Source organism: Ruegeria sp. CDSC042 (assembly GCF_059610745.1).
This window is the reverse complement of the sequence record NZ_JBXWOF010000015.1, coordinates 23,984-49,926: the sequence shown is the minus strand read 5'-3', so window position 1 is coordinate 49,926 and position 25,943 is coordinate 23,984. Positions and strand designations below refer to the sequence as shown.

At 58.7% G+C, this 25,943-nt stretch carries 24 protein-coding genes; 14 read left to right on the top strand and 10 right to left on the bottom strand.

Annotation, left to right across the window (positions count from 1 at the left end):
- Nucleotides 1-9: 9 nt before the first annotated feature.
- The 3 genes from nadC to nadA are packed head-to-tail and all read right to left on the bottom strand — an operon-like array spanning nt 10 to nt 3,488.
- Nucleotides 10-864: a carboxylating nicotinate-nucleotide diphosphorylase gene (gene nadC / locus AC2FHX_RS20645; protein WP_496703589.1), complete on the bottom strand. Its 855-nt coding sequence runs from the start codon at nt 862-864 to the stop codon at nt 10-12.
- Nucleotides 861-2,429: an L-aspartate oxidase gene (locus AC2FHX_RS20640; RefSeq protein ID WP_496702958.1), complete on the bottom strand. Its 1,569-nt coding sequence runs from the start codon at nt 2,427-2,429 to the stop codon at nt 861-863. Before AC2FHX_RS20640 ends, nadC begins: the two co-directional genes overlap by 4 nt.
- A 6-nt stretch (nt 2,430-2,435) precedes the next feature.
- On the bottom strand, nt 2,436-3,488 hold the full coding sequence (gene nadA, locus AC2FHX_RS20635) for a quinolinate synthase NadA (protein WP_496693120.1): 1,053 nt from the start codon (nt 3,486-3,488) through the stop codon (nt 2,436-2,438).
- 575 nt (nt 3,489-4,063) lie between these two features.
- On the opposite strand from nadA, the gene AC2FHX_RS20630 reads away from it, so the two are divergent.
- From AC2FHX_RS20630 to AC2FHX_RS20585, 10 genes are all read left to right on the top strand, one after another.
- Nucleotides 4,064-6,007, top strand: a complete 1,944-nt coding sequence (locus tag AC2FHX_RS20630) for an AMP-binding protein (protein ID WP_496703628.1) — start codon at nt 4,064-4,066, stop codon at nt 6,005-6,007.
- A gap of 78 nt (nt 6,008-6,085) precedes the next feature.
- Nucleotides 6,086-6,904 carry an ABC transporter ATP-binding protein gene (locus AC2FHX_RS20625; protein ID WP_142637523.1) on the top strand — a complete coding sequence of 273 codons (819 nt, stop codon included), beginning with the start codon at nt 6,086-6,088 and terminating at the stop codon, nt 6,902-6,904.
- A 77-nt stretch (nt 6,905-6,981) separates the two neighbouring features.
- Nucleotides 6,982-7,968, top strand: a complete 987-nt coding sequence (locus AC2FHX_RS20620; RefSeq protein WP_142637525.1) for a branched-chain amino acid ABC transporter permease — start codon at nt 6,982-6,984, stop codon at nt 7,966-7,968.
- Nucleotides 7,969-8,219: 251 nt separating this feature from the next.
- A complete protein-coding gene (locus tag AC2FHX_RS20615) occupies nt 8,220-8,477 on the top strand; it encodes a hypothetical protein (RefSeq protein WP_496693118.1) in 258 nt (85 codons plus the stop codon).
- 3 nt (nt 8,478-8,480) lie between these two features.
- Nucleotides 8,481-9,557: a branched-chain amino acid ABC transporter permease gene (locus AC2FHX_RS20610; protein WP_142637529.1), complete on the top strand. Its 1,077-nt coding sequence runs from the start codon at nt 8,481-8,483 to the stop codon at nt 9,555-9,557.
- Nucleotides 9,558-9,630: 73 nt separating this feature from the next.
- Complete coding sequence (locus tag AC2FHX_RS20605; protein ID WP_271950686.1) at nt 9,631-10,914, top strand: ABC transporter substrate-binding protein; 1,284 nt, start codon at nt 9,631-9,633, stop codon at nt 10,912-10,914.
- A 107-nt stretch (nt 10,915-11,021) separates the two neighbouring features.
- A complete protein-coding gene (locus tag AC2FHX_RS20600) occupies nt 11,022-11,855 on the top strand; it encodes an ABC transporter ATP-binding protein (RefSeq protein ID WP_496703592.1) in 834 nt (277 codons plus the stop codon).
- Between the two features lie 19 nt (nt 11,856-11,874).
- Entirely contained in the window at nt 11,875-13,095 is a 1,221-nt protein-coding gene (locus AC2FHX_RS20595) for a phenylacetate--CoA ligase family protein (protein WP_496703594.1), read from the top strand.
- 119 nt (nt 13,096-13,214) lie between these two features.
- Nucleotides 13,215-14,882 carry an ABC transporter permease gene (locus AC2FHX_RS20590; protein ID WP_271950692.1) on the top strand — a complete coding sequence of 556 codons (1,668 nt, stop codon included), beginning with the start codon at nt 13,215-13,217 and terminating at the stop codon, nt 14,880-14,882.
- Between the two features lie 71 nt (nt 14,883-14,953).
- Nucleotides 14,954-15,304: a DUF2794 domain-containing protein gene (locus AC2FHX_RS20585; protein WP_496703596.1), complete on the top strand. Its 351-nt coding sequence runs from the start codon at nt 14,954-14,956 to the stop codon at nt 15,302-15,304.
- Here AC2FHX_RS20585 and AC2FHX_RS20580 read toward each other — a convergent pair.
- The 3 genes from AC2FHX_RS20580 to AC2FHX_RS20570 form a co-directional block, all read right to left on the bottom strand.
- A complete protein-coding gene (locus tag AC2FHX_RS20580) occupies nt 15,301-16,038 on the bottom strand; it encodes a C40 family peptidase (protein WP_496703598.1) in 738 nt (245 codons plus the stop codon). The two genes, AC2FHX_RS20585 and AC2FHX_RS20580, sit on opposite strands and share 4 nt — an antisense overlap.
- Complete coding sequence (locus AC2FHX_RS20575; RefSeq protein ID WP_496703600.1) at nt 16,035-17,417, bottom strand: leucyl aminopeptidase family protein; 1,383 nt, start codon at nt 17,415-17,417, stop codon at nt 16,035-16,037. The genes AC2FHX_RS20580 and AC2FHX_RS20575 overlap by 4 nt, the downstream gene beginning before the upstream one ends.
- Before the next feature lie 63 nt (nt 17,418-17,480).
- Nucleotides 17,481-17,870: a hypothetical protein gene (locus AC2FHX_RS20570; protein WP_496690522.1), complete on the bottom strand. Its 390-nt coding sequence runs from the start codon at nt 17,868-17,870 to the stop codon at nt 17,481-17,483.
- 144 nt (nt 17,871-18,014) lie between these two features.
- On the opposite strand from AC2FHX_RS20570, the gene AC2FHX_RS20565 reads away from it, so the two are divergent.
- The 3 genes from AC2FHX_RS20565 (at nt 18,015) to AC2FHX_RS20555 (ending at nt 20,363) form a co-directional block, all read left to right on the top strand.
- Nucleotides 18,015-18,665 (top strand): carbonic anhydrase, encoded by a 651-nt coding sequence (locus AC2FHX_RS20565; protein ID WP_496703602.1) that lies wholly within the window; start codon nt 18,015-18,017, stop codon nt 18,663-18,665.
- A 104-nt stretch (nt 18,666-18,769) separates the two neighbouring features.
- The gene (locus AC2FHX_RS20560; protein ID WP_496703604.1) at nt 18,770-19,300 is read left to right on the top strand and encodes an SRPBCC family protein; all 531 of its coding nucleotides are present in this window, start codon (nt 18,770-18,772) and stop codon (nt 19,298-19,300) included.
- A 163-nt stretch (nt 19,301-19,463) separates the two neighbouring features.
- Nucleotides 19,464-20,363 (top strand): type IV pili methyl-accepting chemotaxis transducer N-terminal domain-containing protein, encoded by a 900-nt coding sequence (locus AC2FHX_RS20555; protein ID WP_496703606.1) that lies wholly within the window; start codon nt 19,464-19,466, stop codon nt 20,361-20,363.
- A 164-nt stretch (nt 20,364-20,527) separates the two neighbouring features.
- Here AC2FHX_RS20555 and AC2FHX_RS20550 read toward each other — a convergent pair whose 3' ends face one another.
- The 3 genes from AC2FHX_RS20550 to AC2FHX_RS20540 all read right to left on the bottom strand — a co-directional run bounded on the left by AC2FHX_RS20550 (nt 20,528) and on the right by AC2FHX_RS20540 (nt 23,892).
- Nucleotides 20,528-21,550 (bottom strand): aspartate-semialdehyde dehydrogenase, encoded by a 1,023-nt coding sequence (locus AC2FHX_RS20550; RefSeq protein WP_496693089.1) that lies wholly within the window; start codon nt 21,548-21,550, stop codon nt 20,528-20,530.
- A 111-nt stretch (nt 21,551-21,661) separates the two neighbouring features.
- Entirely contained in the window at nt 21,662-22,696 is a 1,035-nt protein-coding gene (locus AC2FHX_RS20545) for a glycosyltransferase family 4 protein (RefSeq protein ID WP_496703608.1), read from the bottom strand.
- Between the two features lie 23 nt (nt 22,697-22,719).
- Nucleotides 22,720-23,892: an MFS transporter gene (locus AC2FHX_RS20540; protein WP_496703610.1), complete on the bottom strand. Its 1,173-nt coding sequence runs from the start codon at nt 23,890-23,892 to the stop codon at nt 22,720-22,722.
- 141 nt (nt 23,893-24,033) lie between these two features.
- Here AC2FHX_RS20540 and AC2FHX_RS20535 point away from each other — a divergent pair, with 141 nt between their 5' ends.
- Entirely contained in the window at nt 24,034-25,176 is a 1,143-nt protein-coding gene (locus tag AC2FHX_RS20535; RefSeq protein WP_271952612.1) for a DUF3095 domain-containing protein, read from the top strand.
- Here the strand turns inward: AC2FHX_RS20535 and AC2FHX_RS20530 are convergent.
- Nucleotides 25,173-25,940: an HpcH/HpaI aldolase family protein gene (locus AC2FHX_RS20530; protein ID WP_281973863.1), complete on the bottom strand. Its 768-nt coding sequence runs from the start codon at nt 25,938-25,940 to the stop codon at nt 25,173-25,175. The two genes, AC2FHX_RS20535 and AC2FHX_RS20530, sit on opposite strands and share 4 nt — an antisense overlap.
- Nucleotides 25,941-25,943 lie beyond the last annotated feature (3 nt).

Sequence of the window (25,943 nt, the reverse complement as noted above, 5' to 3'; positions counted from 1 at the left end):
GACCGTGGTCTAGACCGGAAAGTCCAATCCCAAATCCACGGTGCGCGCCGAATGGGTCAATGCACCTGAAGAGATATAGTCAACACCCGTTGCCGCGATTGAGGCGATGCGTTCCAGTTTCACATTGCCTGAGGCTTCGGTCTTGAGCCTGCCATGCACCATCGCCACCGCCTCGCGCAGCATGTCATTGTCCATATTGTCCAACAGGACGACCGAGGCGCCTCCGACCTCAAGCACTTGGGCCAGTTGGTCCAGGCGGTCCACCTCAATCTCGACGGCCATCATGTGGCTGGCATGTGCCTTGGTGGCCTCCAGCACCTGACGCACCCCGCCAGCGGCTGCGATGTGGTTGTCCTTGATCAGGATCGCATCTGACAGAGAGTAACGGTGGTTGAAGCCGCCGCCATGCAGCACGGCCAGTTTTTCAACCAGACGCATTCCAGGGGTTGTTTTGCGGGTGCAGGTGACGCGGGCATTTGTGCCTTTAGTTTCAGCCACGAAGCCGGCGGTCTTTGTGGCGATCCCGGTCAGGCGACCGGCAAAGTTCAGGGCCACCCGTTCGCCCGACAGGATTGAGGCGGCCGATCCCTTGATGGTCATCAGCGTATCGCCTGCCTTACAGGGTTGGCCATCGGCAATATGCGTGGTGATGTCCAATGAGGGGTCGATCAGGCGAAACGCCAGCGCCGCGACTTGCATGCCGGACACGACCGCATCCTCGCGCGCGTTCAGGCAGGCATCATAGGTGGTATCCGCCGGGATCACCGCGCGGGTGGTGACGTCGCCATAGCTGCCAAGATCTTCCATCAGGGCAATGCGGATCATCGGTTCAAGGACAAGATCGGGAACGGTAGAGAAGCTCATGATTGCTCCTTGCAGGCCTGCGCGCGGATGGCGAGTGCTTGGGAAAAGTACATTTCGGACCTTTTGCCGGGTCCGGCCGAGGGGTCGGGAAAATCGGATCGTTCATGCGCGCCGCGGCTTTCTTTGCGTGCCAAAGCGCCCGCGGCGATCAAAGTGGCGGTGGCACACATGTTCAGGAAAGACGGGTTGTCGCTGTTTGCCGCCTCGAGCCGCGCGATGGTGCCAAGCGCTTTGGTCAGGCCCTTGCGATCACGGATAACGCCAACATTGCGAGTCATGGTCTGGCGCAGCTCGGCCACGGCGGCGGGGTCTGACGGAGTGCCGCCGTCCTCGAAACTGATTTCCAGCGGCGGCGTCGCGCCGGTTGCTGGCAAGGTTCCGGCGATGCCTTCCGCGCAGATGCGGGCGTAGACCAGCGCCTCAAGCAGACCGTTCGAGGCCAGACGGTTGGCGCCGTGCAACCCGGTCGAGGATGCCTCACCGCAGACCCATAAGCCGTCGATACTGGCGCATCCGCTGGTGTCGGTCGCGATGCCACCCATGTGGTAATGCGCTGCGGGGGCGACGGGGATGGGCTCCTGCGCCGGGTCGATTCCATTGCGGGCGCAATATTCCGCGACCGAGGGGAACTGAGCCTTGATCTCCTCGCCCAGAACCTCGCGCGTGTCCAGCATGGGGCGGTTGCCCGCCTGAACCTGAGCATAGATGGCGCGGGCGACGACGTCGCGCGGGGCAAGCTCGGCATCCGGGTGGATGGCCTGCATGAACCGCGCGCCATGACGGTTGACCAGAATGGCGCCTTCACCGCGCAGCGCTTCGGTTGCCAGCGGCGCAGGGTCTTCGCCGACATCCATGGCGGTGGGGTGAAACTGCACAAATTCGGCATCCGAAATCAGCGCCCCCGCGCGCGCAGCCATACCGATGACCTGCCCACGGATACGCGGCGGGTTGGTGGTCAGCGCATAGAGCCCACCGGACCCGCCCCCGGCCAGCAACACGGCAGCCCCGCGCAGCATCACTGGGGCTGACCCGCCCTTATCCGCACGCTGAATGCTGACGCCGGTAACACGCCCATCCTCGACATCCAGCCCTAGGGCCATGGTGCCCTCCAGCACCTGGATCGAGGGTGTTTCCCGGACCTGCTCGATCAGGGCGGCCATGATCTGTGCGCCTGCCTGATCGCCCTTGACCCGGACGACGCGGGCAAAGCTGTGCGCGGCCTCGCGCGACAGCACGTAATCGCCGCCCGCGGTCCGGTCGAAAGGCGTGCCCAGCGTGGTCAGGTCCAGAATATAGTCGCGCGCCTGACGCGTCACCAATTCGGCCACCTGCGGGTCAACGGTGCCCGCACCGGCATTTACGGTGTCGTCCGCGTGGCTTTCCGGGCTGTCATGGGCGTCCATCGCCGCAGCCACTCCCCCCTGCGCCCAGGCGGAACTGGCACCGTCGCCCAACGCTTCAGGAGAGATCACCACCACCGGATGCGGGGCCAGTTTCAGCGCAGCATACAGCGCGCCCAACCCGGCGCCCACGATGATAACGCGGTCGGTGGTGAGGGTTTCCATCTCGGATCAGAGACCCAGCTTTCGCGACAGATCGATCATCGCCTGCACCGAATGGCGCGCTTTTTCCGCGATCTCGGCGTCAACCTCGACCTGACCTTCCATCGTGTGCAGCACATAGAGGATTTTTTGCAGCGTGATCTTCTTCATGTAGGGGCACATGTTGCAGGGGCCGACAAAGTCGACTTCGGGCAGTTCATCGGCGATGTTCGAGGCCATCGAGCATTCGGTGATCAGCATCGCCTTTTCGGGCTTCTCGGTGCTGACATATTTGATGATCCCGCTGGTCGAGCCAGAGAAATCGGCCTCGGCCACCACTTCGGGCGGGCATTCCGGGTGGGCAATGAGCCGCGTGCCGGGATTCCATTTGCGAAAGTCACGCAGGTCCTGCGCTGTGTATTGTTCATGCACGATGCACGAGCCGGGCCAGTACACGATGTTCTTGCGGCTTTCATTTGCCACGTTCTGCGCCAGATATTGATCCGGCGTCATGATGACGGTGTCGGATTCCATCGCATCGACGATCTGAACGGCGTTGGACGATGTGCAGCAGATATCGGACGCGGCTTTCACCTCGGCGGTGGTGTTCACATAAGAGACGACCGGCGCGCCGGGATATTTGGCGCGCATCTCCTCGATCCCGTCTGCCGTGATGCTTTCGGCCAGCGAACAACCCGCGGCCATGTCTGGCATCAGCACGGTTTTCTGGGGGCTCAGGATTTTCGAGGTTTCGGCCATGAAATGCACGCCCGCTTGCACGATCACATCGGCTTCAACGTCGCTGGCCTTCATTGCCAGCTGCAAGCTGTCACCCACGAAATCCGACACGCCATGAAAGATTTCAGGCGTCATGTAATTGTGGCCCAGAATGACTGCGTCGCGCTCTTTCTTGAGCGCATTGATCGCCTTGATATAGGGCGCATAGATTGCGAAATCCGGTGGCGCCACCACCCGGTCCATCCGTGCATAGATATCCTGCATATCCGCGACCAATCCGGTCGAAGGTGTCAGGTCATAATGCTGAGAAAGCACATTGGTGATGCTCTGGTGAGTGACATTCATCTCGGCAGTCCTGCCTTGCGTATTGGGGTGGGAAGGGGGTCGGAATTCGTGCTGCCCGACCGTCCAAGAAAACGGTTGATTTCAAAGGCGCACGCCTCTGATCGCACAATTCGAGCGGTTTTGGTCATGCGATCTGGATCATTCCGCATAACCGATGCCTTCGGTCGATACACATGCATAGCAAATCGGCATGAAAAACCGCTCTGAATGTCCTACTCAGTTGCGGGATGCATACGGTGAATTCCAGGCGCGGTAAACATACAAAACCCCAAGCCAATATCGGTATACGCGGATGAATGCGCTTACCTGCTGCAAATTTGCAGTTCGCGGAACAGTTTGTGGTCATCTCGGGCCGGGTCTCTGACGAGGTGTATGGTCCGGGCGGCACGGCCCAACTTGTTACATTTCGTAAGAATTGAGAAAACATCAGGCAAAACTTGACGCTGATCGTGTCGACGTCCCTTAATCGGGGCGTTGGCGTCCGGGCCAGACCTGGACCCGCCATTTCCGGCCCGGGGAGGGGCCGGGTGGGGAGGAGAAAAAGATTGACTCAGACGCAGTCAGGCGCTGAAGGGATGCAGTCTCTTCCGGCGCTGCTACACCGCAATGTGACTCAGTTCGGGGATGCCCCGGCCTATCGCGAAAAGGAATTCGGGATCTGGCAATGCTGGACCTGGGCCGAGGCGGCCAAGGAAATCCGCGCCATTGCGCTGGGGTTTCTTGAGATTGGCGTTGAGAAGGGCGACCATATCGCCGTCATAGGCCGGAACCGCCCGGCGCATTACTGGTCGATGGTTGCGGCCCAAATGGTGGGTGCGATTCCGGTGCCGCTCTATCAGGACGCGGTCGCCGAAGAGATGACATATGTGATGGAACATTGCGGTGCGAAATATGTCGTCTGCGGTGACCAGGAACAGGTCGATAAGGTTATCGAGATTCAGGAAAAAGTTCACCAGATCAAACACATCCTCTACACTGACAAGCGTGGGATGCGGAAATATGATCATTCCCAGATGAACGCGCTGGACGACATCAAGGCCGAAGGCAGCGCAGGTCATGCGCGCTTTGATGCCGAGCTGGACGCGCGTATCGCTGCGATCACCTATGACGACACTTGTGTGATGCTGTATACCTCGGGCACCACCGGCAAGCCGAAAGGCGTGGTGCTGTCGAATCGCAATGTGATCGAAAGCGCCAGAAACTCATCCGATTTTGATCACCTGACCCGGAAGGAGGACATCCTGTCCTATCTGCCAATGGCTTGGGTAGGTGATTTCATCTTTTCCATCGGTCAGGCCTATTGGTGCGGGTTCTGTGTGAATTGCCCCGAAAGCGCTGACACGATGATAACCGACCTGCGCGAGATCGGTCCGACCTATTTCTTTGCCCCGCCGCGGGTATTTGAAACGCAGCTGACCAATGTCATGATCCGGATGGAAGATGCGGGCAAGCTGAAGCAGCGTATGTTCCACCATTTTATGGCCCATGCCAAAAAGGTGGGTGGGTTACTGCTGGATGGCAAAGCGGTCGGGTTTGGTGATCGGATCAAATACGCGCTGGGCAATCTGCTGGTCTATGGGCCGCTGAAGGATACGCTGGGGTATGGCCGGTTCCGGGTCGGTTATACGGCAGGCGAGGCGATCGGGCCTGAGATTTTCGATTTCTACCGCTCGCTGGGGATTAACCTGAAGCAGCTTTATGGGCAGACCGAGGCGACGGTCTTCATCACCGTGCAGCCCGATGGCGAGGTGCGCGCCGATACGGTTGGTGTGCCCGCGCCAGATGTCGAGCTGAAGATCGCCGAAACGGGCGAGATCTACTATCGCTCGCCAGGTGTGTTTGTCGAATATTACAACAACCCGGACTCGACCGCCTCGACCAAGGATGCCGAGGGTTGGGTGGCCACGGGTGATGCCGGGTTCATTGAGGAAAGCAGCGGTCATCTGCGGATCATTGATCGGGCCAAGGACGTCGGAAAAATGGTCGATGGCTCGATGTTTGCGCCGAAATATGTTGAGAACAAGCTGAAGTTCTATCCCGATATTCTTGAGGTCGTGCTGTTCGGGAATGGCAAGGATCGCTGCGTGGCGTTCATCAATATCGACCTTACCGCCGTGGGGAATTGGGCCGAGCGCAACAACGTCGCCTATGGGTCCTATCAGGAACTGACGGCACATCCGCAAGTGTTAGAGACAATCAAGTCCCATGTAGAAGCGGTCAACAAATCGGTCGCCGCCGATGAAATGCTGTCGGGCTGTCAGGTGCATCGCTTTGTGGTGCTGCACAAGGAACTGGATGCGGATGACGGCGAGATGACCCGAACCCGCAAAGTGCGCCGGGGCTTTGTCGAAGAGAAATTCCACGACATCATCACCGCCCTTTACGACGGGTCTTCAAGCGTTTCGACCACGACCGAGGTGACCTATGAGGACGGCCGCAAGGGTTCGATCAGTGCCACACTTGAGATCGTGGATGCGCCGGTTGTAACGGTCGCGCAACACAAGGTAGCGGCGGAATGAAGTCCGGTCCTGCGTCGCTCGACCTATGGTCATCGCCCGCCCGCCATTCCGTGTATTGCGTAAGTCAAGGAGGGGCTGATGTTGGATAGTTCCGAAGGATATGTCACCGAAGACGGCCGCAAGATCGGCGGCGTCGTGATGGAGATGAAGAACATCACTCTGCGCTTTGGCGGTGTGGTGGCGATCAAGGATATCTCGTTCGACATCCGTGAGGGTGAGATCCGCGCCATTATCGGTCCGAACGGGGCGGGTAAGTCCTCGATGCTGAACGTAATCTCGGGGTTCTATGTCCCGCAAGAGGGCGAGGTCTGGTTTCACGGGGCCAAGCGCCCTCCAATGCGGCCCTATGAGGTCGCGCGGCAGGGGATTGCACGAACATTCCAGAACATCGCCCTGTTCGAAGGGATGAGCGTTTTGGACAACGTCATGACCGGGCGCCTGAACTATATGAAGACCAATATCCTGCAGCAGGCTTGGTGGAAGGGTAAGGCCGAGGCCGAAGAGACCGAAAACCGCGAGGCGGTTGAACGGATCATCGACTTTCTCGAAATCCAGCATATCCGCAAGACGCCCGTTTCACGCCTGCCCTACGGCTTGAAAAAGCGGGTCGAACTGGCCCGGGCGCTGGCCGCTGAACCCAAGCTGTTACTGCTGGATGAGCCGATGGCCGGGATGAATGTTGAAGAGAAAGAGGACATGAGCCGCTTTATCCTCGACGTGAATGATGAATTCGGCACCACAATCGCCCTGATCGAACATGACATGGGCGTGGTGATGGATCTGAGCGATCGGGTGGTCGTGATGGATTACGGCAAGAAGATCGGCGACGGCACGCCTGATGAGGTGCGCAACAATCAGGAAGTCATCGATGCCTATCTGGGGGTGAGCCATGACTGATATACGGAACGGGCTGAGAAAATTCGACGAATTTTCCGGGATGACGCGCCAGATGAAATCTGTTCGGAGGACATAGGATGCCTGAACAACTCGTATTTGCGATGGAAGTCATCCTCAACGGTCTTATGGCCGGGGTGCTCTATGCGCTGGTCGCGCTGGGCTTTGTGCTGATCTACAAGGCGTCAGGGATTTTCAATTATGCGCAAGGGGTTATGGCCCTGTTTGCCGCGATGACTCTGGTCGGGATCATGAACGGGCAGGTGCCGTTTGCACATCTGATCAATGCGACTTTCGGGACGCATATCCATTACTTTGGCTGGAGTGTCCCTGCGCTGCTGGCGATTATTCTGACTATGGCGGTGATGGTTCTGCTGGCTTGGGCGGTGCAGCGGTTCGTGATGCGCCACCTGGTTGGCCAAGAGCCGATCATCCTGTTCATGGCCACCATCGGGCTGGCCTATTTCCTTGAGGGCGTGGCCGACCTGATGTGGGGGTCCGAGATCAAGACGCTGGATGTAGGCCTGCCGCAGGGCATCAACCTCTGGCTCGATGAAGCGACCTTTAACGTCTTCGGCTATGGGTTCTTCATCGACAATCTGGACATTGTGGCAACGGTAATTGCGGCGCTGCTGGTGGCGGCGCTGGTTGTGTTCAGCCAATATACCAAGCAGGGCCGGGCGATGCGCGCGGTGGCGGATGACCATCAGGCGGCGCTGTCGGTCGGGATTTCGCTGAACTTCATCTGGATCATGGTCTGGTCTGTGGCCGGGTTTGTAGCGCTGGTCGCGGGTATCATGTGGGGCACCAAGTCTGGCGTGCAGTTCTCACTGTCGCTGATCGCGCTCAAAGCGTTGCCGGTGCTGATGCTGGGCGGGTTTACCTCGATCCCCGGAGCCATCGTCGGAGGGTTGATCATCGGTGTGGGTGAGAAACTGTTCGAGTTCGCCATTGGCCCGATGGTTGGCGGTGCGACCGAGAATTGGTTTGCCTACGTGCTTGCGCTGATCTTCCTTGTGTTCCGGCCGCAGGGTCTGTTCGGTGAGAAAATTATCGAGAGAGTATAGATGGATAAGCTGGCACCCCTTTTCAAATCACTCCCCGTTGTATTGCTGGTTTACGGATTTGCTCGGTCGCTGGGTGATTGCTTCGAGATCGGTCTCTCAGGGTCCAGTATGGCGCTGGTGGGTGATACAGAGTGGGAGATGAGAATGCTGCTTTATGTCGGATATCTCAGGGCTCTGGACTCGCTGTTCTTCTACGCGGCCCTAGCTGGTGTCTTACACTGGCTTAACAAACGCCGGTCTGAGGTGAGCGTATGACTAAACTCATCGCCATTCTCAACGTTATCGCATGGGCCGGGTTCTGGGCGTTTGGGTATATCGCCCTGACCTCGGACGATCTGACCGACAGCCAACTGACGATCGCCGCGATCCTGGCTTTTGCCGGGCTGGTCACCGGCGTCATGGCCTACATGAAACTTGTGCGCGCCTCAGAGGCGAGCGGATATGCCAAAGGCTCCAGCCAACTGAACACTGTCGCCCGAGACCGGGCGCAGGAAGAATGGGGAAAGTAAGACATGTTTTATCGCGAGGCCGGAGATTTCAAAACCTCTTACGTGGAAGACAGCCAGACCTTTCCGATCAAATTTGACCGGTATCGGTACTATGTGGTGCTGGCAGTGGCATTTGGGATCATTCCATTCATCATCAATGACTACTGGGCGAACGCGCTGCTGCTTCCGTTTCTGATCTATGCGATCGCCGCCATCGGTTTGAATGTATTGGTTGGCTATTGCGGGCAGGTGTCGCTGGGTACCGGTGGGTTCATGGCTGTGGGGGCCTATGCCTGCTACAAGCTGATGACGGCCTTTCCCGAAGTCAGCATGTTCATCCATGTCATCCTTGCGGGCGGGATCACCGCCATTGTTGGTGTTTTGTTCGGATTGCCTTCGCTTCGAATCAAAGGGTTCTATTTGGCCGTGGCCACGCTTGCGGCGCAGTTTTTTCTGGTGTGGCTGTTCAACCGTGTGCCGTGGTTCTACAACTACTCGGCTTCTGGGCAGATCAACGCGCCCGAGCGGGATGTGTTCGGCATCATCATCACAGGCCCGAATGCTCCGGCCTGGGCAACTTATCTGTTCTGCCTGATCTTCCTGACCTTCTGCGCCATCATTGCACGGAACCTGACTCGGGGAACGACCGGCAGGACATGGATGGCGATCCGCGACATGGATATCGCGGCCGAGATCATCGGGGTAAACCCGCTTAAGGCAAAACTGACCGCCTTTGCTGTCAGCTCATTTTTTGTGGGTATCGCGGGGGCGCTATTCTTTGCGGTCTATCTGGGCGCGGTTGAGGTTGGCGAAGTCTTTGGCATCCAGAAATCGTTCCTGGTCCTATTCATGGTTATTATCGGCGGATTAGGGTCTATCTTCGGCTCCTTCGCCGGGGCAGCATTCTTGGTATTGTTGCCGGTTGTTTTGAAGGTGGTCGGTGTCGATCTATTGGGCTGGCCCACTGATATCGTTGCGCATCTCAATCTGGTGATCGTCGGCGCACTCATCATCATGTTCTTGATTCTGGAACCGCATGGGCTGGCGCAGCTTTGGCGTGTGGCGAAAGAGAAACTCAGACTCTGGCCGTTTCCGCACTGACGGGCAGGCCCAAAGACAAGACGGGTGCAAAGCCCGAATTCAACATCGGACCAATCAAGGGAGGAGACACCCGATGAAGACGAAACTGGCAACCCTGGCGCTGGGCGCCATGATGGCCGCAGGTCCGGCCATGGCCGACCTTGTGTTCCCGTCGCTCAGCTATCGGACGGGACCATATGCGGCAGGCGGTATCCCGTTTGCTGACGGCTATGCCGATTATTTCACACTGCTCAACGAGCGTGACGGCGGCATCGGAGGTGTTTCGGCCAATGTGATCGAATGCGAAACCGGCTATAACACCGAAAAAGGCGTGGAATGCTATGAATCCACAAAGGGCGAAGGCGCCTTGGTATATCAGCCATTGTCGACCGGCATTACCTACCAGTTGATCCCAAAAGTGACCGCAGATGGAATTCCGCTGCACACGATGGGCTATGGCCGGACCTCTGCTGCGAACGGCAAGGTATTCAGCCACGTGTTCAACTATCCGGCCAACTACTGGAACGGAGCGTCGGGCGCGATCAACTATCTGCTGAGCGAAAACGATGGTGACCTGAACGGTAAGAAAATCGCACTGGTCTATCACAACTCGGCCTATGGCAAGGAACCGATCCGCACGCTGGAGACTCTGGCTGAAAAGCACGGGTACGACCTGACGCTGCTGCCTGTTGACCACCCCGGTCAGGAACAGAAATCGCAGTGGCTTCAAATTCGCCGCGAAAAGCCTGATTATGTAATCATGTGGGGCTGGGGCGTGATGAACCAGGTCGCGGTGCAGGAAGCTGCGAACATCCGCTTCCCGATGGAAAACTTCATCGGTGTCTGGTGGTCTGGCGCTGAATTTGACGTGCAGCCCGCGGGCGACAAGGCAAACGGCTATAAGGCACTGACCTTTACCGGGCTGGGCATGGACTATCCGGTCTATGATGATCTGCAGAAATACGTGGTGGATGCAGGCAAAGCGGCGGGTGCGGGCGATCAGCTTGGCTCGGTTCAGTATAACCGCGGTCTCTATGCCGCCATGCTGGCCGCTGAAGCTGTGAAGACTGCGCAGGGAATCCATAATACCGCTGATATCGACGCATCCATGATGCGCGATGGTATGGAGGCGCTGGAAATGACCAACGCCAAGATGGAAGCGCTGGGCATGACCGGTTTCGGGCCTGAATTTTCGGTCTCGTGCGAAAATCACGGCGGACCCGGCCTTGTCGGCGTTGTGCAGTGGGATGCTGCGGCCGGAACCTGGAACCCGGTTCAGGATTTCCAGCCGACCGATGCAGATGTGATCAACACGTTGATCGAAGAAGATTCTGCAGCCTATGCAGCGGAAAACAACATCACACCCGGGTGTGAATAATGGCTGGCCCCGGTCTTGATCCGGGGCCGCGAAACTGACCAGAGCGGCGGGCAGCCGCCGCTCTACCCCAACGGTCCCTCGCGGGACAGTCATGAGGACACGCGCTGATGCTGGATGCGGCACAAACCACTGACGTGCAGGCGGAAACCCTGCTTGAGGTCAACAATATCGAGGTGATCTACAATCATGTGATCCTTGTGCTGAAAGGCGTCAGCCTAACGGTGCCCAAAGGGGGCATTACGGCCCTGCTGGGCGGCAACGGGGCAGGCAAGACCACCACACTCAAGGCTGTGTCGAACCTGCTGCATTCGGAACGGGGCGAAGTCACCAAGGGATCAATCAAGTATCGCGGGACCAGCGTGCATGAAAGCGATCCTGCAGATCTGGTGGAAAAAGGCGTCATCCAGGTGATGGAGGGCCGCCATTGTTTCGAACACTTGACGGTCGAGGAAAACCTGCTGACCGGCGCCTATACCCGCAAAGACGGTAAGGCCGCGATCCAACAGGATCTGGACCTTGTTTACACCTATTTCCCACGTCTGAAGGAACGCCGCCGCAGCCAGGCGGGTTACACGTCGGGCGGAGAGCAACAGATGGTTGCGATGGGTCGGGCGCTGATGTCGCGGCCCGAAACGATCCTGCTGGATGAGCCGTCCATGGGACTGGCCCCGCAGCTTGTCGAAGAGATTTTCAGCATCGTCCAAGATCTGAACGAAAAAGAGGGCGTCTCGTTTCTGCTGGCCGAGCAGAACACCAATGTGGCGCTCAGGTTCGCACATTACGGCTATATTCTTGAATCCGGCCGCGTGGTGATGGATGGCCCAGCTGCCGAGCTGCGCGAAAACCCCGATGTTAAGGAATTCTATCTGGGCATGTCGGATGACGGCCGCAAAAGCTTCCGCGATGTGCGCTCATACCGCCGCCGCAAGAGGTGGCTGTAGGCGGATGGAGGATTTGGCGATGACGAAATTCTACGATGCGCTAGAAACCCGCACGGCCGACCAGCGCGCCTCTGAACAGGCTGATGTGTTGCAGGTACAGATCACGCGCGCGAACTCGGCTCCGGGGTTTGCAGCGCATATGGCGGCTGTTGATACGGCAGCTGTAAAGTCGCTGGACGACCTTGTGAAGCTGCCAGTTCTGCGCAAGTCCGATATGGCTAAGGCGCAGGCGTCGCGCCCGCCCTTTGGCGGGTTTACCGTCAAACCGGCCCGGCATTTCCATCATGTTTTCCAGTCGCCCGGCCCGATTTATGAGCCCGGCAGCACCGATCACGACTGGTGGCGGATGGGGCGGTTCCTGCACGCAGCAGGTGTCGGGCCCGGAGACATCGTTCAGAATTGCTTTGGCTATCACCTGACCCCGGCGGGCATGATCTTCGAAAGCGGCGCGCGGGCGGTGGGGGCTGCTGTGCTGCCTGCCGGCACCGGCCAAACCGAACTGCAGGTAACCGCCGCGCGCGATGTCGGCTGCACCGCTTATGCGGGCACACCGGATTACCTCAAGGTCATTTTGGACAAGGCCGATGAGATGGGCGTGGCACTGGATTTCGTGACTGCCGTTGTTGGCGGCGGTGCTTTGTTCCCGTCTTTGCGTCAGGAGTACGCCAATCGCGGTATCGCCTGTCTGCAATGCTATGCCACCGCCGATCTGGGCAGCATCGCTTATGAAAGCCCCGCGATGGACGGGATGATCATTGATGAGCATGTCATTGTCGAGATCGTCACCCCCGGAACCGGAAACCCGGTCGCGCCGGGTGAAGTGGGTGAGGTTGTCGTGACCTCACTGAACCCCGATTATCCGCTGATCCGGTTTGCCACCGGTGATCTGTCGGCGGTTCAACCTGGTCAGTCACCTTGCGGTCGCACCAACATGCGCATCAAGGGCTGGATGGGACGCGCGGATCAGACAACCAAGATCAAGGGTATGTTCGTGCGCCCTGAACAGGTCGCGGCGCTGGTCGACAAGCATGATGAAATCGTCAAGGCGCGCGTCATTGCCGCCCGCCAGGGTGAGATGGACACGATGAAGGTTCTGATCGAAAGCGCCGGCGGAGATGACTTGGCCTATGCGAAATCCGTCGTCGAGGTGCTGAAGTTGAAAGGCGCGATCGAAGTCGTGGCGCCGGGATCGCTGCCGAAAGATGGTTTGGTGATCGAGGATCAGCGCGTCTACGAATGAAGGCTGTGCAACTCTGCGGCAGTATGTGTCGCAGATTTGTTTCGCTGCCCACTGGTGTTTCCGAGCATTTTGGTCGATTAAAGACGGACTCTGCGCCTTAGCCAGTTAAAGCCGGGATCATGGCCGATATCGAAATCTCTGAGCACGGAAGGCGCAACCGCGGCGCTGTAGGTACACGCCTCGTCGGCGTGGTGGCCTGCCTTGTGGCGGCAGCCTGTCTGTTGCCGATGCTTGCGGTTGTTCTGGCCGCAACGACGGGCGGCACGGATACGGTTTCGCATCTCCTGGAAACTGTTCTGCCCGGCTATGCGATGACGACACTGATACTGGTCGTGCTGGTGGCCACGGGCACGTTTTCCATCGGCGTGGGCGCAGCCTGGCTGGTGACGATGACGCGGTTCCCCGGCGTGCGCATTCTGGAAATTGCGTTGGTGCTGCCGCTGGCCTTTCCGGCCTATGTGCTGGCCTATGCCTATACATTCATTCTTGATCACCCGGGCATCGTCCAGACCACCCTGCGTCAGGTAACGGGCTGGGGCCCGCGCGACTATTGGTTCCCCGAGATTCGGTCGACCGAGGGTGCGGCAGTGATGTTGATCTTAGTCTTGTATCCTTACGTCTACCTGCTGGCCCGGGCCGCTTTTCTGCAGCAGAGTGCAACGGCCTTTCTGGCAGCGCGCGCGTTGGGCAAAAGTCCGTGGCTGGCCTTTTGGCACGTTTCGCTGCCGATGGCGCGTCCCGCGATTGCGGGTGGCGTGCTACTTGCCATCATGGAAACCATCGCCGATTTCGGCACCGTGGCCTATTTCGGGGTGCAGACATTTGCCACGGGTATCTATACCAGTTGGTTTTCGATCGGTGATCGGGTGGGTGCGGCGCAGCTGGCGCTCTGCCTTCTGGGCTTTGCGCTGGTCATGGCCGTGGCAGAACGGATGCAGCGCGGGAAGGCCAAATACTATCAGGCAGGCAAAAGCCACGCCTCGCTGCCATCCGCTCGGCTGAAGGGCTGGCAAGCGGGCGCGGCTTTTGCCCTGTGTGCCATACCGGTGCTGTTCGGATTTCTGTTGCCGGTGTTCATTCTGGTTCAGATGGGGATGGAGTCCGAACAGAACCTTCTGTCACGGCGCTATCTCGGGTTCATTCAGAATTCGCTGACGCTGGCCGGTGTGGCGGCGGTTGTCACGGTTTTTGCGGCCATCAGCGTTGGGTTCTTTCAGCGATTGCGGCCGGGGAGGGTGTCCTCTGGTGCCGGGTACATGGCGCGGCTGGGCTATGCGGTTCCAGGCGGTGTGATCGCCGTCGGGCTGATGGTGCCTTTTGCCAGTTTCGATAACGCACTGGATGCATGGATGCGGCAGAATTTCGACCTGTCGACCGGGTTGCTTGTTACCGGTTCGATCTGGCTGTTGGTAGCCGCTTATATGGTGCGGTTTCTGGCCGCCGCGCTCAGCGCATATGAGGGCGGGCAGAGCACGGTGCATGCCAATATGGATGCAGCCTCGCGGTCTCTGGGGCAGACGCCGCTGGGGACGTTGCGCCGGGTGCATTTGCCGATTCTGACGCCATCGCTGCTGACAGCGCTGTTGATCGTCTTTGTGGACGTGATGAAAGAACTGCCCGCGACCCTGATCATGCGGCCTTTCAATTTCGATACGCTGGCCGTGCAGGCCTATAGGCTGGCATCAGACGAACGGCTTGAGGGCGCCGCCGTGCCCTCGTTGGTGATACTGGCAGTGGGGTTGTTGCCGGTGATCCTGATCTGCCGACAGGTTGGGCGACAGCGCTAGCACCGACGAAAAAGTCACACCCGATTGCGGATAGGCTTGATTCGAACACGTTTTCCGGCAAGGCTTGGGGCATGAACATGCAGCCTCCCAGCCGGTTTTCTGCAAACTCGACCCAGATGCCCGTCGCGTTCGATCGGCACGAGATGTCCCAAATCCTTTCTGTCTATGGCCGGATGGTCGCCGCCGGAGAATGGCGCGATTACGGGATCTCGAACCTGAGTGATATGGCGGTGTTTTCCATCTTCCGCCGCACGGCAGAGCATCCGATTTATCGGGTCGAAAAAGATCCGCGTTTGCGCTCCCGGCAAGGCATGTATTCGGTGGTCGGTATGGATGGCCGCATCCTAAAGCGCGGCCATGATCTGCGCACGGTGCTGCGGGTGTTGGAGCGCAAGCTGATACGGTCGGTTGACCTGGATTAAAGCCTTTTATGGGCGGTCACGGGCCCATCGCCCTGTTCCAGAATGCGCGTGATTGCAACATCCATCGGCTCAAAGGTCACGTCCATGTGGAACGCATTTGCGTGCAGCAGCATATTGTCGCCGTAGACCCAGGCCACATGCCCTTTCCAGAACAGCAGATCACCGCGCTGAGCGGGTGTGCCAGGGGTCAGCGCCTGACCCAGATCACGCTCCTGGTCGCCACTATCACCGGGGCAGGGCAGCCCACAAGCCAGCATTCCGGCCTGAACCAGACCTGAACAATCCAGCCCGAACCGGCTGTTGCCGCCCCAAAGATAGGGCGTTCCCAGAAACAGTTCGGCCACGGCGACCGGATCGGTCAGGGTTATGTTGATCTGTTTGGCGTGTATGGCCGGGATAAAGCCTAGTTCCGTCTCAATAAATCCATTCTGTTCGGACATTGTCTGAACCTTGCTGCCAAAGCTTAACGAGGTTCGGTCCCGGGATTTCATGTTCGGTTGCTCATATGCATGTGTTGACGGTGCCGTGATCCAGTGGGTGGCAGGCACATCTGGGGCCAGACAGTCTGACCGGACCCAGCCCGCATAGCCATCCTTATTCGCGGTGATCCGGCTCCAGCCGTCACGCTCTTCATCTGTGCGAACGCTATCCCCATACAACAGCTGGCGATCGCGGGGCCCGTCGGGATCACGCATCAGGTCGATGACCGGCTGTATGATGCGGTGCCGGGTCATATGCCCAAAATCTCAGGCAGGGCCTTCAGAAGGGCGCGGGGCCCCTGACCGAACCCGCCCTTGCTGCGTCCGGGTTCCTTGTTGCGCTGCCACGAGAAGATGTCGAAATGCATATAGGGACTGTCACCAACAAATCTGCGCAAGAACAAGGCGGCAGTAATCGAGCCTGCAAAACCACCCGCCGGTGCGTTATCCAGGTCGGCAATGCCGGGTTCAATCAGACCCTCATAGGGGTTATGGAATGGCATGCGCCAGACAGGATCGGCTGCTCTGCCTGCGGCGCGGTTCAAGGCATCAGCCGCGGCATCGTTGTCGGTATAGAATGGTGCAAGATCGGCGCCCACCGCCACACGTGCCGCCCCGGTCAGTGTCGCCATCGAGATCACCAAATCCGGCTCGCCCTCATCCGCCAGCGCCAATGCGTCGGCCAAAACCAAGCGCCCTTCGGCATCGGTATTGTTAATCTCAACAGTCAGCCCCTTGCGCGAGGTCAGGATGTCGCCGGGCCGGAAGGCGTTCCCCGCAACCGAATTCTCAACCGCCGGGATCAGCACCCGCAGTTGCACGGGCAGCTCCAGCGCCATTATCATCCGGGCCAGCCCCAATACATTTGCGGCCCCGCCCATATCTTTCTTCATCAGCCCCATCGAGGCGCCGGGTTTCAGGTTTAGCCCTCCAGTGTCAAAGCAGACGCCCTTGCCGACAAGGGTCAGCTTTGGGCCTGTCACGCCCCAATTCATCTCAATCAGACGGGGCGCTTGTGCTGCGGCGCGGCCAACCGTGTGGATCATGGGGAAGTTCTGCTCTAGCAGGGCGTCGCCCAGAACAACCTCGAAAGAGGCGTCGAATTCCTGTGCCAGGGCTTCGGCTGCGCTATGAAGCTGTTCCGGTCCCATATCAGAGGCCGGTGTATTGACCAGATCGCGGGTCAAGGCCTCGGCCCCGGCCAGAATTTCAAGCCGGGCTGCGTCGATACCATCGGGTGCAACCAATCGGGCCTTGGCCGGGGATTGGCTGGCATAGCGGTCAAAGGCATAACCGGTCAGCAACCACCCCAGGCATTCAGTTTCCAGATCAGCTTGGTCTATGCCCGACGCGATGTGATATGCGCCTTCGGGCAGGGCTTCGGCGGCGGCGGCCAGCGGAAACCGCTTGCGGGACCGGCCAGTGGCTGTGCCATACCCCGCCAAAGCAGACTGTACCGCACCGTCAGGCCCTGGAATCAGCAAAACCTGACCCATCGCACCGGTGAATCCGCTGATCTTGGCCCAGGCCGTCACTGTTTCGGGCTGACCCGTCAGCCAGTCGTCCAGATCCGGCTGGGCAATGACGTGAAGGGGGACAGATGCGTCCGACGATGGTGCGAAAGACAGGGTCATGAAAATCTCGACTGTTGTGGCTTATGCCCAACCTAGCCGTCCATGGACCGTCCGCAAGCCCTGTCAGACCGAAAGATCTTGCTGATCCCAGATCACGGTCAGCGATTTCTCACCCACCCTGATCAGCCGCGACAGCGTGGCCCCGGCGGCGACCGAGTCGCCCGCGTCCACATTCTGCGCCACATCATTCGCCACACAGGCCAGCGCCATCATTCCGATCTGTTCGGCAATGGCCACAATGGATCGTGCACATTTGCGCAGCCCGGCCCAGTCACGCTGTCTCCAGAACCGCTCGCAATTCGACAGGCGCACCGCCAATTCCTCGACCGTGCGACACAGCACGTCCAACGCGTTTTTCTCACCCAGTTGTCGATACAGCCCATTCAGACGATCCGAATCCAGCCGCACTGTTTCTTTGTGTTCAAGCGTGACGATCTTTTCCACCACATTCACCCCAATTCTATACGCCCCCACGGCATAGCCCGAATGTGGTGCGCAATTCCTTTGCAAAACCTTGCCATGGGGCAGGATAATGGCTCGAATTTTCTTCGAATTCAGGTTACAGCAGTCCACCGAGACATGAACAGGGACACAAGAATGGACTTCGCCAAACCTTTGCCAAACTATCTGGTCAATCGGTATCATGGCTGGAAAGCCACCACATATTCGGAAAACCAGGTCTGGTATCGCCGTCTTGCCACCGAAGGGCAGCGTCCGCGGGCCATGGTGATTTCCTGTTGCGACAGCCGGGTTCATGTCACCTCGATTTTTGGGGCGGATCAGGGTGAGTTCTTTATTCACCGCAACATTGCCAATCTGGTGCCGCCTTATGCGCCGGACGGCGATCATCACGGCACCAGTGCTGCCATCGAATACGCGGTGACCGCGCTGAAAGTGGCGCATCTGATCGTGCTGGGCCATTCCCAATGCGGTGGTGTGCAGGGCTGTATCGACATGTGCAAGGGCCAGGCACCACTGCTGGAAGCCAAAGAAAGCTTTGTTGGTCGCTGGATGGATATCCTCAAACCAAAATATGATCTGGTTGCCGATATCGAAGACAGCACCGACCAAGCGCGCCAGTTCGAACGGCAGGCGGTTGTTGCTTCGCTCGAAAACCTGATGACCTTCCCCTTCATCTCCGCGGCGGTAGAGAGCGGCTCGCTCAGCCTGCACGGTTTGTGGACAGATATCGGTGAAGGTGGCCTTCAGTGTTATGATCCCGGCGAAAAGAAATTCGTGGTCGTCTGACCCGGCGGATTTTCGACAATTTCAGGCAGCGCGGATCAGACTACTGATTCCGCGCTGTTTTTTTGATAAGTTTGGGATGTCATTTTAGGGATTCGGAGCATTCCATGCGATTGATCAAACGTGTTCTTGTCACCGTGCTAGTCTTGATTCTGGTTCTGGTAGGGGTGTCCTTTATATTGCCAGGCAAGGCAGAAGTTTCGCGTAGCATCACGATTGATGCCTCGCCCGAGGTCATCTTTCCTTATGTCAACTCCATGCAAGAGACCGAGAAATGGTCGCCATGGTTATCTCGTGATCCCGAGACGAAGCTGACCTATGGCGGGCCTGATTCTGGGGTCGGGAATGTGCTGAACTGGTCGTCGGATCACCGGCAGGTCGGCACCGGTTCGCAAGAGATCACCGAAAGCGTTGAAAACCAGATGGTCAGAACCGCCTTGGATTTTGGTCCAATGGGAACTGCCATTGCCATGTTTGAACTGCAGCCGGAGGGCAGCGGCACCAAAGTGACCTGGGGGTTTGAATCCGAATTGGGTATGAATCCCATGTCCCGCTGGATGGGGCTGATGATGGATAAATGGGTTGGCGGAGATTACCAGCGCGGGTTGGATAATCTGAAATCGCTGGTCGAAGGGTAAACGAGGTCAAACCCTTGACCGGAGTGATCAGCCGAGGGCCGGATTGGCCAGTTGAAACTCAAAAAGCCACCATTATTTCATTTTCTGAACACCGTGTTGGGACATTTAACGCGCTTTTTCCTCGATAAACACATGTTAAAGCAGCAGGGTTAGGTAGACCGCCATGAGTATCAATCGTCGTGTTTTCGCCTCCGGAGCGTTGGGAATCGGGCTAACGGCATTCTTACCGGTTGGGGGCTATGCGTTGGCTATGGCCGCGGGTCAGGTCGCGCACCGAATTCTGGCCGCTGAAAAGCTGAGCTTTCTGTCCGAGAAGGTCGCCAAATCCGCAGTTCTGGTCAGCATCGGCGGAGCAGTTGATCGGAACCTGAGTGAATTGCAGCAGGCGCATGATGAATTTGACGATATCCTGCTTGGCTTCAAAGAAGGCAAAGGGTCGTCCGGTATTGACCGGGAAAGATTCTATTCCGTCAACAAAGCGCTTGAGGAAGTCGCCAGCGTTTGGGTGCCATACCGGACCGCGGTCGAAGACATCGTTGCTAACAAGTCGATCAACGAAGCGCAACTGAACATGATCGTGGGCAATGTCGAGGCACTTGAAGAATCCTGCCACGCCGTGGTCCGCAAGCTAGAAGCGGCCTATGGCGAGGTCGATATTGAACCGTCGATGGCGCTGGCATTGGAATTCGTAGGTCGTCAGCGGATGATCACCCAGAAGATCTGCAAAGAAATTGCGCTGGCCGCCACCGGAAAAGAAACCGCAGAACACCACGAAAAGTTCAAGAAGAATGCAGCCAAGTTTGGCAAGATCGTCGATGCGTTGATTGGCGGCGGCAATGACTATCTCAAGATGTCTGAACCGCCCAGCGATGCCTCGCTTGAGGCGCTGAAACAGGTAAAGGCCCAGTGGAACGATCTGCAGCCAACCGTCGAGGCCCTGAACGCCGCAGAGGTGCCAAGCCTGGAGGACGTTGTGCAATTCTGTGCAAAAATGGATGTGCTCGAGAAAGAATCCGAACGTGCGGTTCTGCTGTACGAGGATGCGATCAAGATCGCCTCTTGATTGGGGCTGCGCCGTACCGGCGGGCTACACGAACACCAATCACTTTAATCTGATCCGGGTCCACTACAGAGATGGGCCCGGATTTTCTTTTGCGGCCTAAGAAAAAACAAACCCCGCAAGCGGCGCTGCGGGGTTTGGTCAATCACATAAAGAAAGGGTATCAGTTATCCCTTCTTCAGGACCTCACGGCCCAGCAATTCGGCGATTTGTACCGCGTTCAGCGCTGCGCCCTTGCGCAGGTTGTCACTGACGCACCACAGGTTCAGGCCGTTCTCGATGGTTGAATCCTGACGGATGCGGCTGATGAAGGTGGCGAAATCACCCGCGCATTCGATCGGCGAGACGTAGCCGCCCGGTTCGCGCTTGTCGATCACCATGATACCCGGCGCCTCGCGCAGGATGTCACGGGCCTCATCTTCGTCCAGGAATTCCTCGAACTCGATATTCACGGCCTCGGAATGGCCAACGAAGACCGGAACGCGGACGCAGGTCGCGGTGACCTTGATCGACGGGTCGATGATCTTCTTGGTCTCGACAACCATCTTCCACTCTTCCTTGGTCGAGCCGTCTTCCATGAAGACGTCGATCTGCGGAATGACGTTGAAGGCGATCTGCTTCTGGAACTTGTTCGGCGGAACTTCGGTGGTAGGGTTATAGATGGCTTTGGTCTGATCCCACAGCTCATCCATCCCTTCTTTGCCCGCGCCGGAAACCGACTGATAGGTCGACACGACGACGCGCTTGATCTTGGCGCGATCATGCAGCGGTTTCAGCGCGACAACCATCTGCGCGGTCGAGCAGTTGGGGTTGGCGATGATGTTCTTGTTCTTATAGTCGTGGATCGCCTCGGGGTTACATTCCGGCACGATCAGCGGAATTGCAGGGTCATAGCGATACAGGGACGAGTTGTCGATCACCACGCAGCCAGCCGCCGCCGCCTTGGGGGCGTAGACCTTGGTCGCCTCGGATCCCACGGCAAACAGCGCCATGTCCCAGCCGGTGAAATCAAACGTGTCCAGGTCTTTGGTCGTGAGTGTCTTGTCGCCAAAGCTTACTTCGGTTCCCAGCGACCGACGGCTTGCCAGCACGGCAAGTTCATCGATGGGGAACTGGCGTTCTGCCAGAATGTTCAGCATTTCGCGGCCCACATTACCTGTGGCGCCGACGACTACGACGCGATAGCCCATTTCATGTCTCCAAAGTTAAGGACGCGCGTTCATAGCCGCGTTGCAGCAAAGAAAAAAGAGGTTTCGCGGGATATTTCCCCCAATGACACCGATTTGACGCGGTGCATCGTCTCAGGCGTCGGTCAGAAGCCGTTCATAGAGCGCCACCAAGGTCTTTGCCTCGCCGTAGATGTCGAAATTCTGTTCCACATGGACGCGGGCGGCGCTGCCGGATTGCGCCAGCGACTCGGGGTTCGACAGCATTTCAGCGGCGGCATCAGCCAGGGCGGGAATGTTCCCCGGTTCGACCACAAGGCCCAGTGAGGGGTCGGTCACGATCTCTGCAAAGGCACCGACATCGGTTGCCAGCACAGGCACGCCGCAGGCCATCGCCTCGAGCGGGGTCAGGCCAAAGCCTTCCCAGCGTTGCGGCGCGATGAACAAGTCCAGCACCTGGTACCACTCGGCGATCTGATCCACCGTGACCTCGGGTTTGAATAGGATGCGGTCAGACAGGCCCGCCTTGGCGACCTTGTCTTTCAGCTCGGCCAGAAAGCCGGTGTGTTTTTCGGTCGCGCGGCCCATGACGATGCCATGGACGTCTTCGAAACGGCCACAAAGGTCGATCATCGCATCGACGAAAGCATCGGTGCCTTTCTGGTGCCGGATACGGCCATAGCACCCAAGCAGCAGACCACTGGGCAGGCCGAGTTTGCCCCGCAGGGCGTCTTTGTCCTCGGGCGGGGTGAAATCCTGCAGGTTGATGCCATGCATGATGACCTGCGCGTCCCGCTCAAGATATCCGGCGGTTTTGCGCGATGTGGCGACTACCGCGTCCATTTTGTCGATCAGCCATTTGCTATAGCCCGTATGCGACCGCTGCGAGGCGCTGGTGAATAGCAGTTTCAGGCGCAGACGAAAGACATTGCGCAGGAACAGGCCCAACAGCATCTCGGTATTGCGGCGCGCATGCCAGACGCGCGTGGTCTTGCGCGACAGAAAGGGCAGGCGGCCCAGCGGGATATGGGGCAGGTCGGCCGGTAGGCCCGGTCCGGTTGCGGCGATGTCGATCCATTGCACCTGCAAAGGCACCAGCCGCGCAATCGTCGCGGTCACGCCGGACAGCCTGCGTTTGAGGTTGGGTGCGATGACAACAGGGTCGGACATGGGCTCTCCCGATGGTTCCAGCGTCAGTCAACGCTGTCGCGGCTGAATAGGTAAATCACGCTTCCAATGGCAAGCGTGACTGCAAAAAAGCCGAATATCGCTGTGTAGGGCGCGGTTGGACTGATGTCCACTGTCGCGGCATGGACGCGGCCGGTGACAAATTGCGCCAGACCCACTCCGCCGATGCCGAACAGATTCAACAGGGTCATGCCACGCCCGACCAGATGCGGCGGCACGAAGGCGCGGCCATGGGCCATGATGACCGGAAAGCTGGCGCCCATGAAACCGATCACCGCCATCAGACTTACTGACACCCAGACTGCCATGTCGATCCACAGGCACAACAGCCCCAGCGCCGCCGCGCCCAAGGCATTGCCGCCAAAGATCACCCATTTCCGTGTGCCCAAAAACCGGTCGAGCGGCCCATAGGCAAAGGTGCCGGCAATCATAGCCGCCCCCATGACCAGCGTCGCGGTTCCGATCTGCGTGGTGCTGAGGGCGAAAACGTCGTTCAGATATGGACCTGCCCACAAGCCTCGTGTCGCAGCCGCGGGGGCGTAGGCCACCAGCATCAGCGGCAGGATGGCCCACAGGGCAGGTTCTTTCAGCAGGTCCAGAACTGACCCGCGATGCTCGGTCTCAACCGGTTTGGGGTCGTGAACGTTGATCCAGATGCCCGCTGCGATAATGGCCGAAACGACGGCCAGTGTAGCCATTGTGGCGCGCCAGCCCATCAGTTCGACCGCAAGTGCTGTGGGGTAGGAGGCCACCAGATTGCCGACCGACCCAACGCCCAGCATGATGGCTGCTAGCGTGGCAAAGCGGGCGGGCGGGTATTCGCGGGCAAAGATGTAATAGGATGCCATCAGAACGGGCGAGCACCCGACTCCGATCAGCCCCATCGCGACTGCGATATGAAACGGGGTGCTGGCCACTGCAAACAACGCAGCGCCGCCCGCGCCACCTGCCAGCAACAAAACCGCAGCCGTCAAACGCGGCCCGATCCGGTCCAGCGCCCAACCCACTGGCAGTTGCATGGCGGCAAAGACCAGAAACCAAAGCCCCGAGGCAAAGGCCAGATCTTCGGGCCTTGCCCCGATGTCACGCCCCAGATCGACGCTGAGAACGGCAAGAAAGGCGCGAAAAAATTGGCTGAGCACATAGCCCAGACACAGAACCACCAGTCCGGTTTTCATGAGACGCCTCTTTCGCCCAACCCGCCAGCAAATGCTTGGCATGTCCCCGTGATATGTACAAGCGCGTGTGCTATGATGTTTTCAGCGGACATCGAACAAATTTGGGCTATCTGAAGGTCTATTCATATTGTCGAGGAACCAATGAAAGATGCACAGGCCGCATTTTATGACAGCCTTCCGCTGTTGCGGGATTTTAACAATCTGACCGATCCTGAACGCTTTACCGCGGTGCCGACGGAATGGGTTCTTGGTGTCGCAGATGTCGTGGATTCCACCGGTCAGATAGAGCGGGGACGATACAAGGCCGTGAACATGGTTGGGGCCGCGGTGATCTCGGCCATGATCAATGCGCTTCGCGGGCAAGAATTTCCCTATGTCTTTGGGGGTGATGGTGCCGGGTTCGCCGTACCGGCAAGCGCGGCAGAGGCAGCACGTAGCGTTCTGGCCGATTTGCGGCGCTGGGCAGAAGAAGAGTTCTCGATCGCGTTGCGTGGGGCCGTCGTGCCCGTCACCGAAATCCGGCAGGCGGGCAAGGATCTTCGGGTTGCGCGTTACGCGCCATCCGAGGGGGTGGATTATGCAATGTTCTCGGGCGGTGGTCTGGCCTGGGCCGAGGCCGAGATGAAAGCAGGCCGGTTTGAGGTTCCGTACGCAGCCCCTGGTGCGCTGCCGGATTTGACCGGGCTGTCCTGCCGCTGGTCCAACAGCAAGGCGCAGAATGGTCAGATTGTCTCGGTGGTGGTTCAGCCAACTGCCCGCGCTACCGAGACCGATTTCGCCGACCTGTCAAGGGCTGTTCTAGTGGCCGCTGAAGGATTGGACCGGTCCGGCCACCCGATGCCGGAAAGCGGCCCTCCGATCCGCTGGCCTCCGCCTGGTTTGGCGCTGGACGCCCATGTGTCCCGTGCGGGTCGCAATCTTTTGCTGCAGAAAATCAAGCTGTTGGCGCAGAATTTGATGATCGGGCTGCTGTTCAAATCCGGCAAGCGATTGGGGAATTTTGAGCCGGAACACTATAAGCGCACGGTCAGCCGCAATGCGGATTTCCGCAAATTCGATGACGGGCTGAAAATGACCCTGGATTGTGACCCGGCCACCCTGAACCAGATTCAGACCGTTCTTGAACAGGCCCGGAAACAGGGCAGGATCCGATACGGGCTGCACGCGCAGGATGAGGCGATGATGACCTGCTTTGTCCCCTCAGCCACCCGTGACGATCACGTCCATTTCGTCGATGGTGCCTCGGGCGGGTATGCTCAGGCGGCCTCGGCGATGCGGGCTTAGGCCTTCCACCTTGCGGCCAGGGCACGCGCCGCCTGTGTCAGCAGCATCACGTCGATCCCCACCGCTTGGAACTGGGCGCCCATGTCCTTATAGGCCTGCGATGCCTCATCCGTGACACCAAGAATGCCCGGGGCTTTGCCTGCTGCAACGATGCGCTTCATCGCGTCGGCGATCACCGCCTGGACTTCGGGCGCGGCGCTGTTTCCCTGAAAACCCATGTCAGTGGACAGGTCAGACGGACCGATAAACACGCCATCCACGCCTTCTACCTGTGCAATGGCATCCAATGCGGCGATACCGGCGCGGTTTTCCACCTGTAACAGCAGACATATCTGATCGTCTGCGGTCTGAATGTAGTCCTGAACCGTTCCATATTGCGTTGCGCGTGAGGCCATCGCGCCGACGCCTCGCACACCTTGGGGCGGATAGTGGCAGGCACGTACCAGATCGCGCGCCTGTTCGGCACTTTCCACCATCGGTACCAGGATTGTCTGAGCACCTGCGTCCAGTACCATCTTGATCAATGCGGTGTCGCCCACCGGGATTCGCACGACGGGATGTGTCGGACTGGCGGCCAGCGCGATCAGCTGATCCCGGATGGACCGGATATCATTCGGCGCGTGCTCACCGTCGATCACCAGCCAGTCGAATCCGGCAGTGCCCATGATCTCGGCTGTTACCGCCTCAGCAAAGCTGGACCAACACCCAATCAGATGGTCGCCGTTTTTCAGGGCTTGTTTGAACGTGTTGACGGGTGCGGACATGTG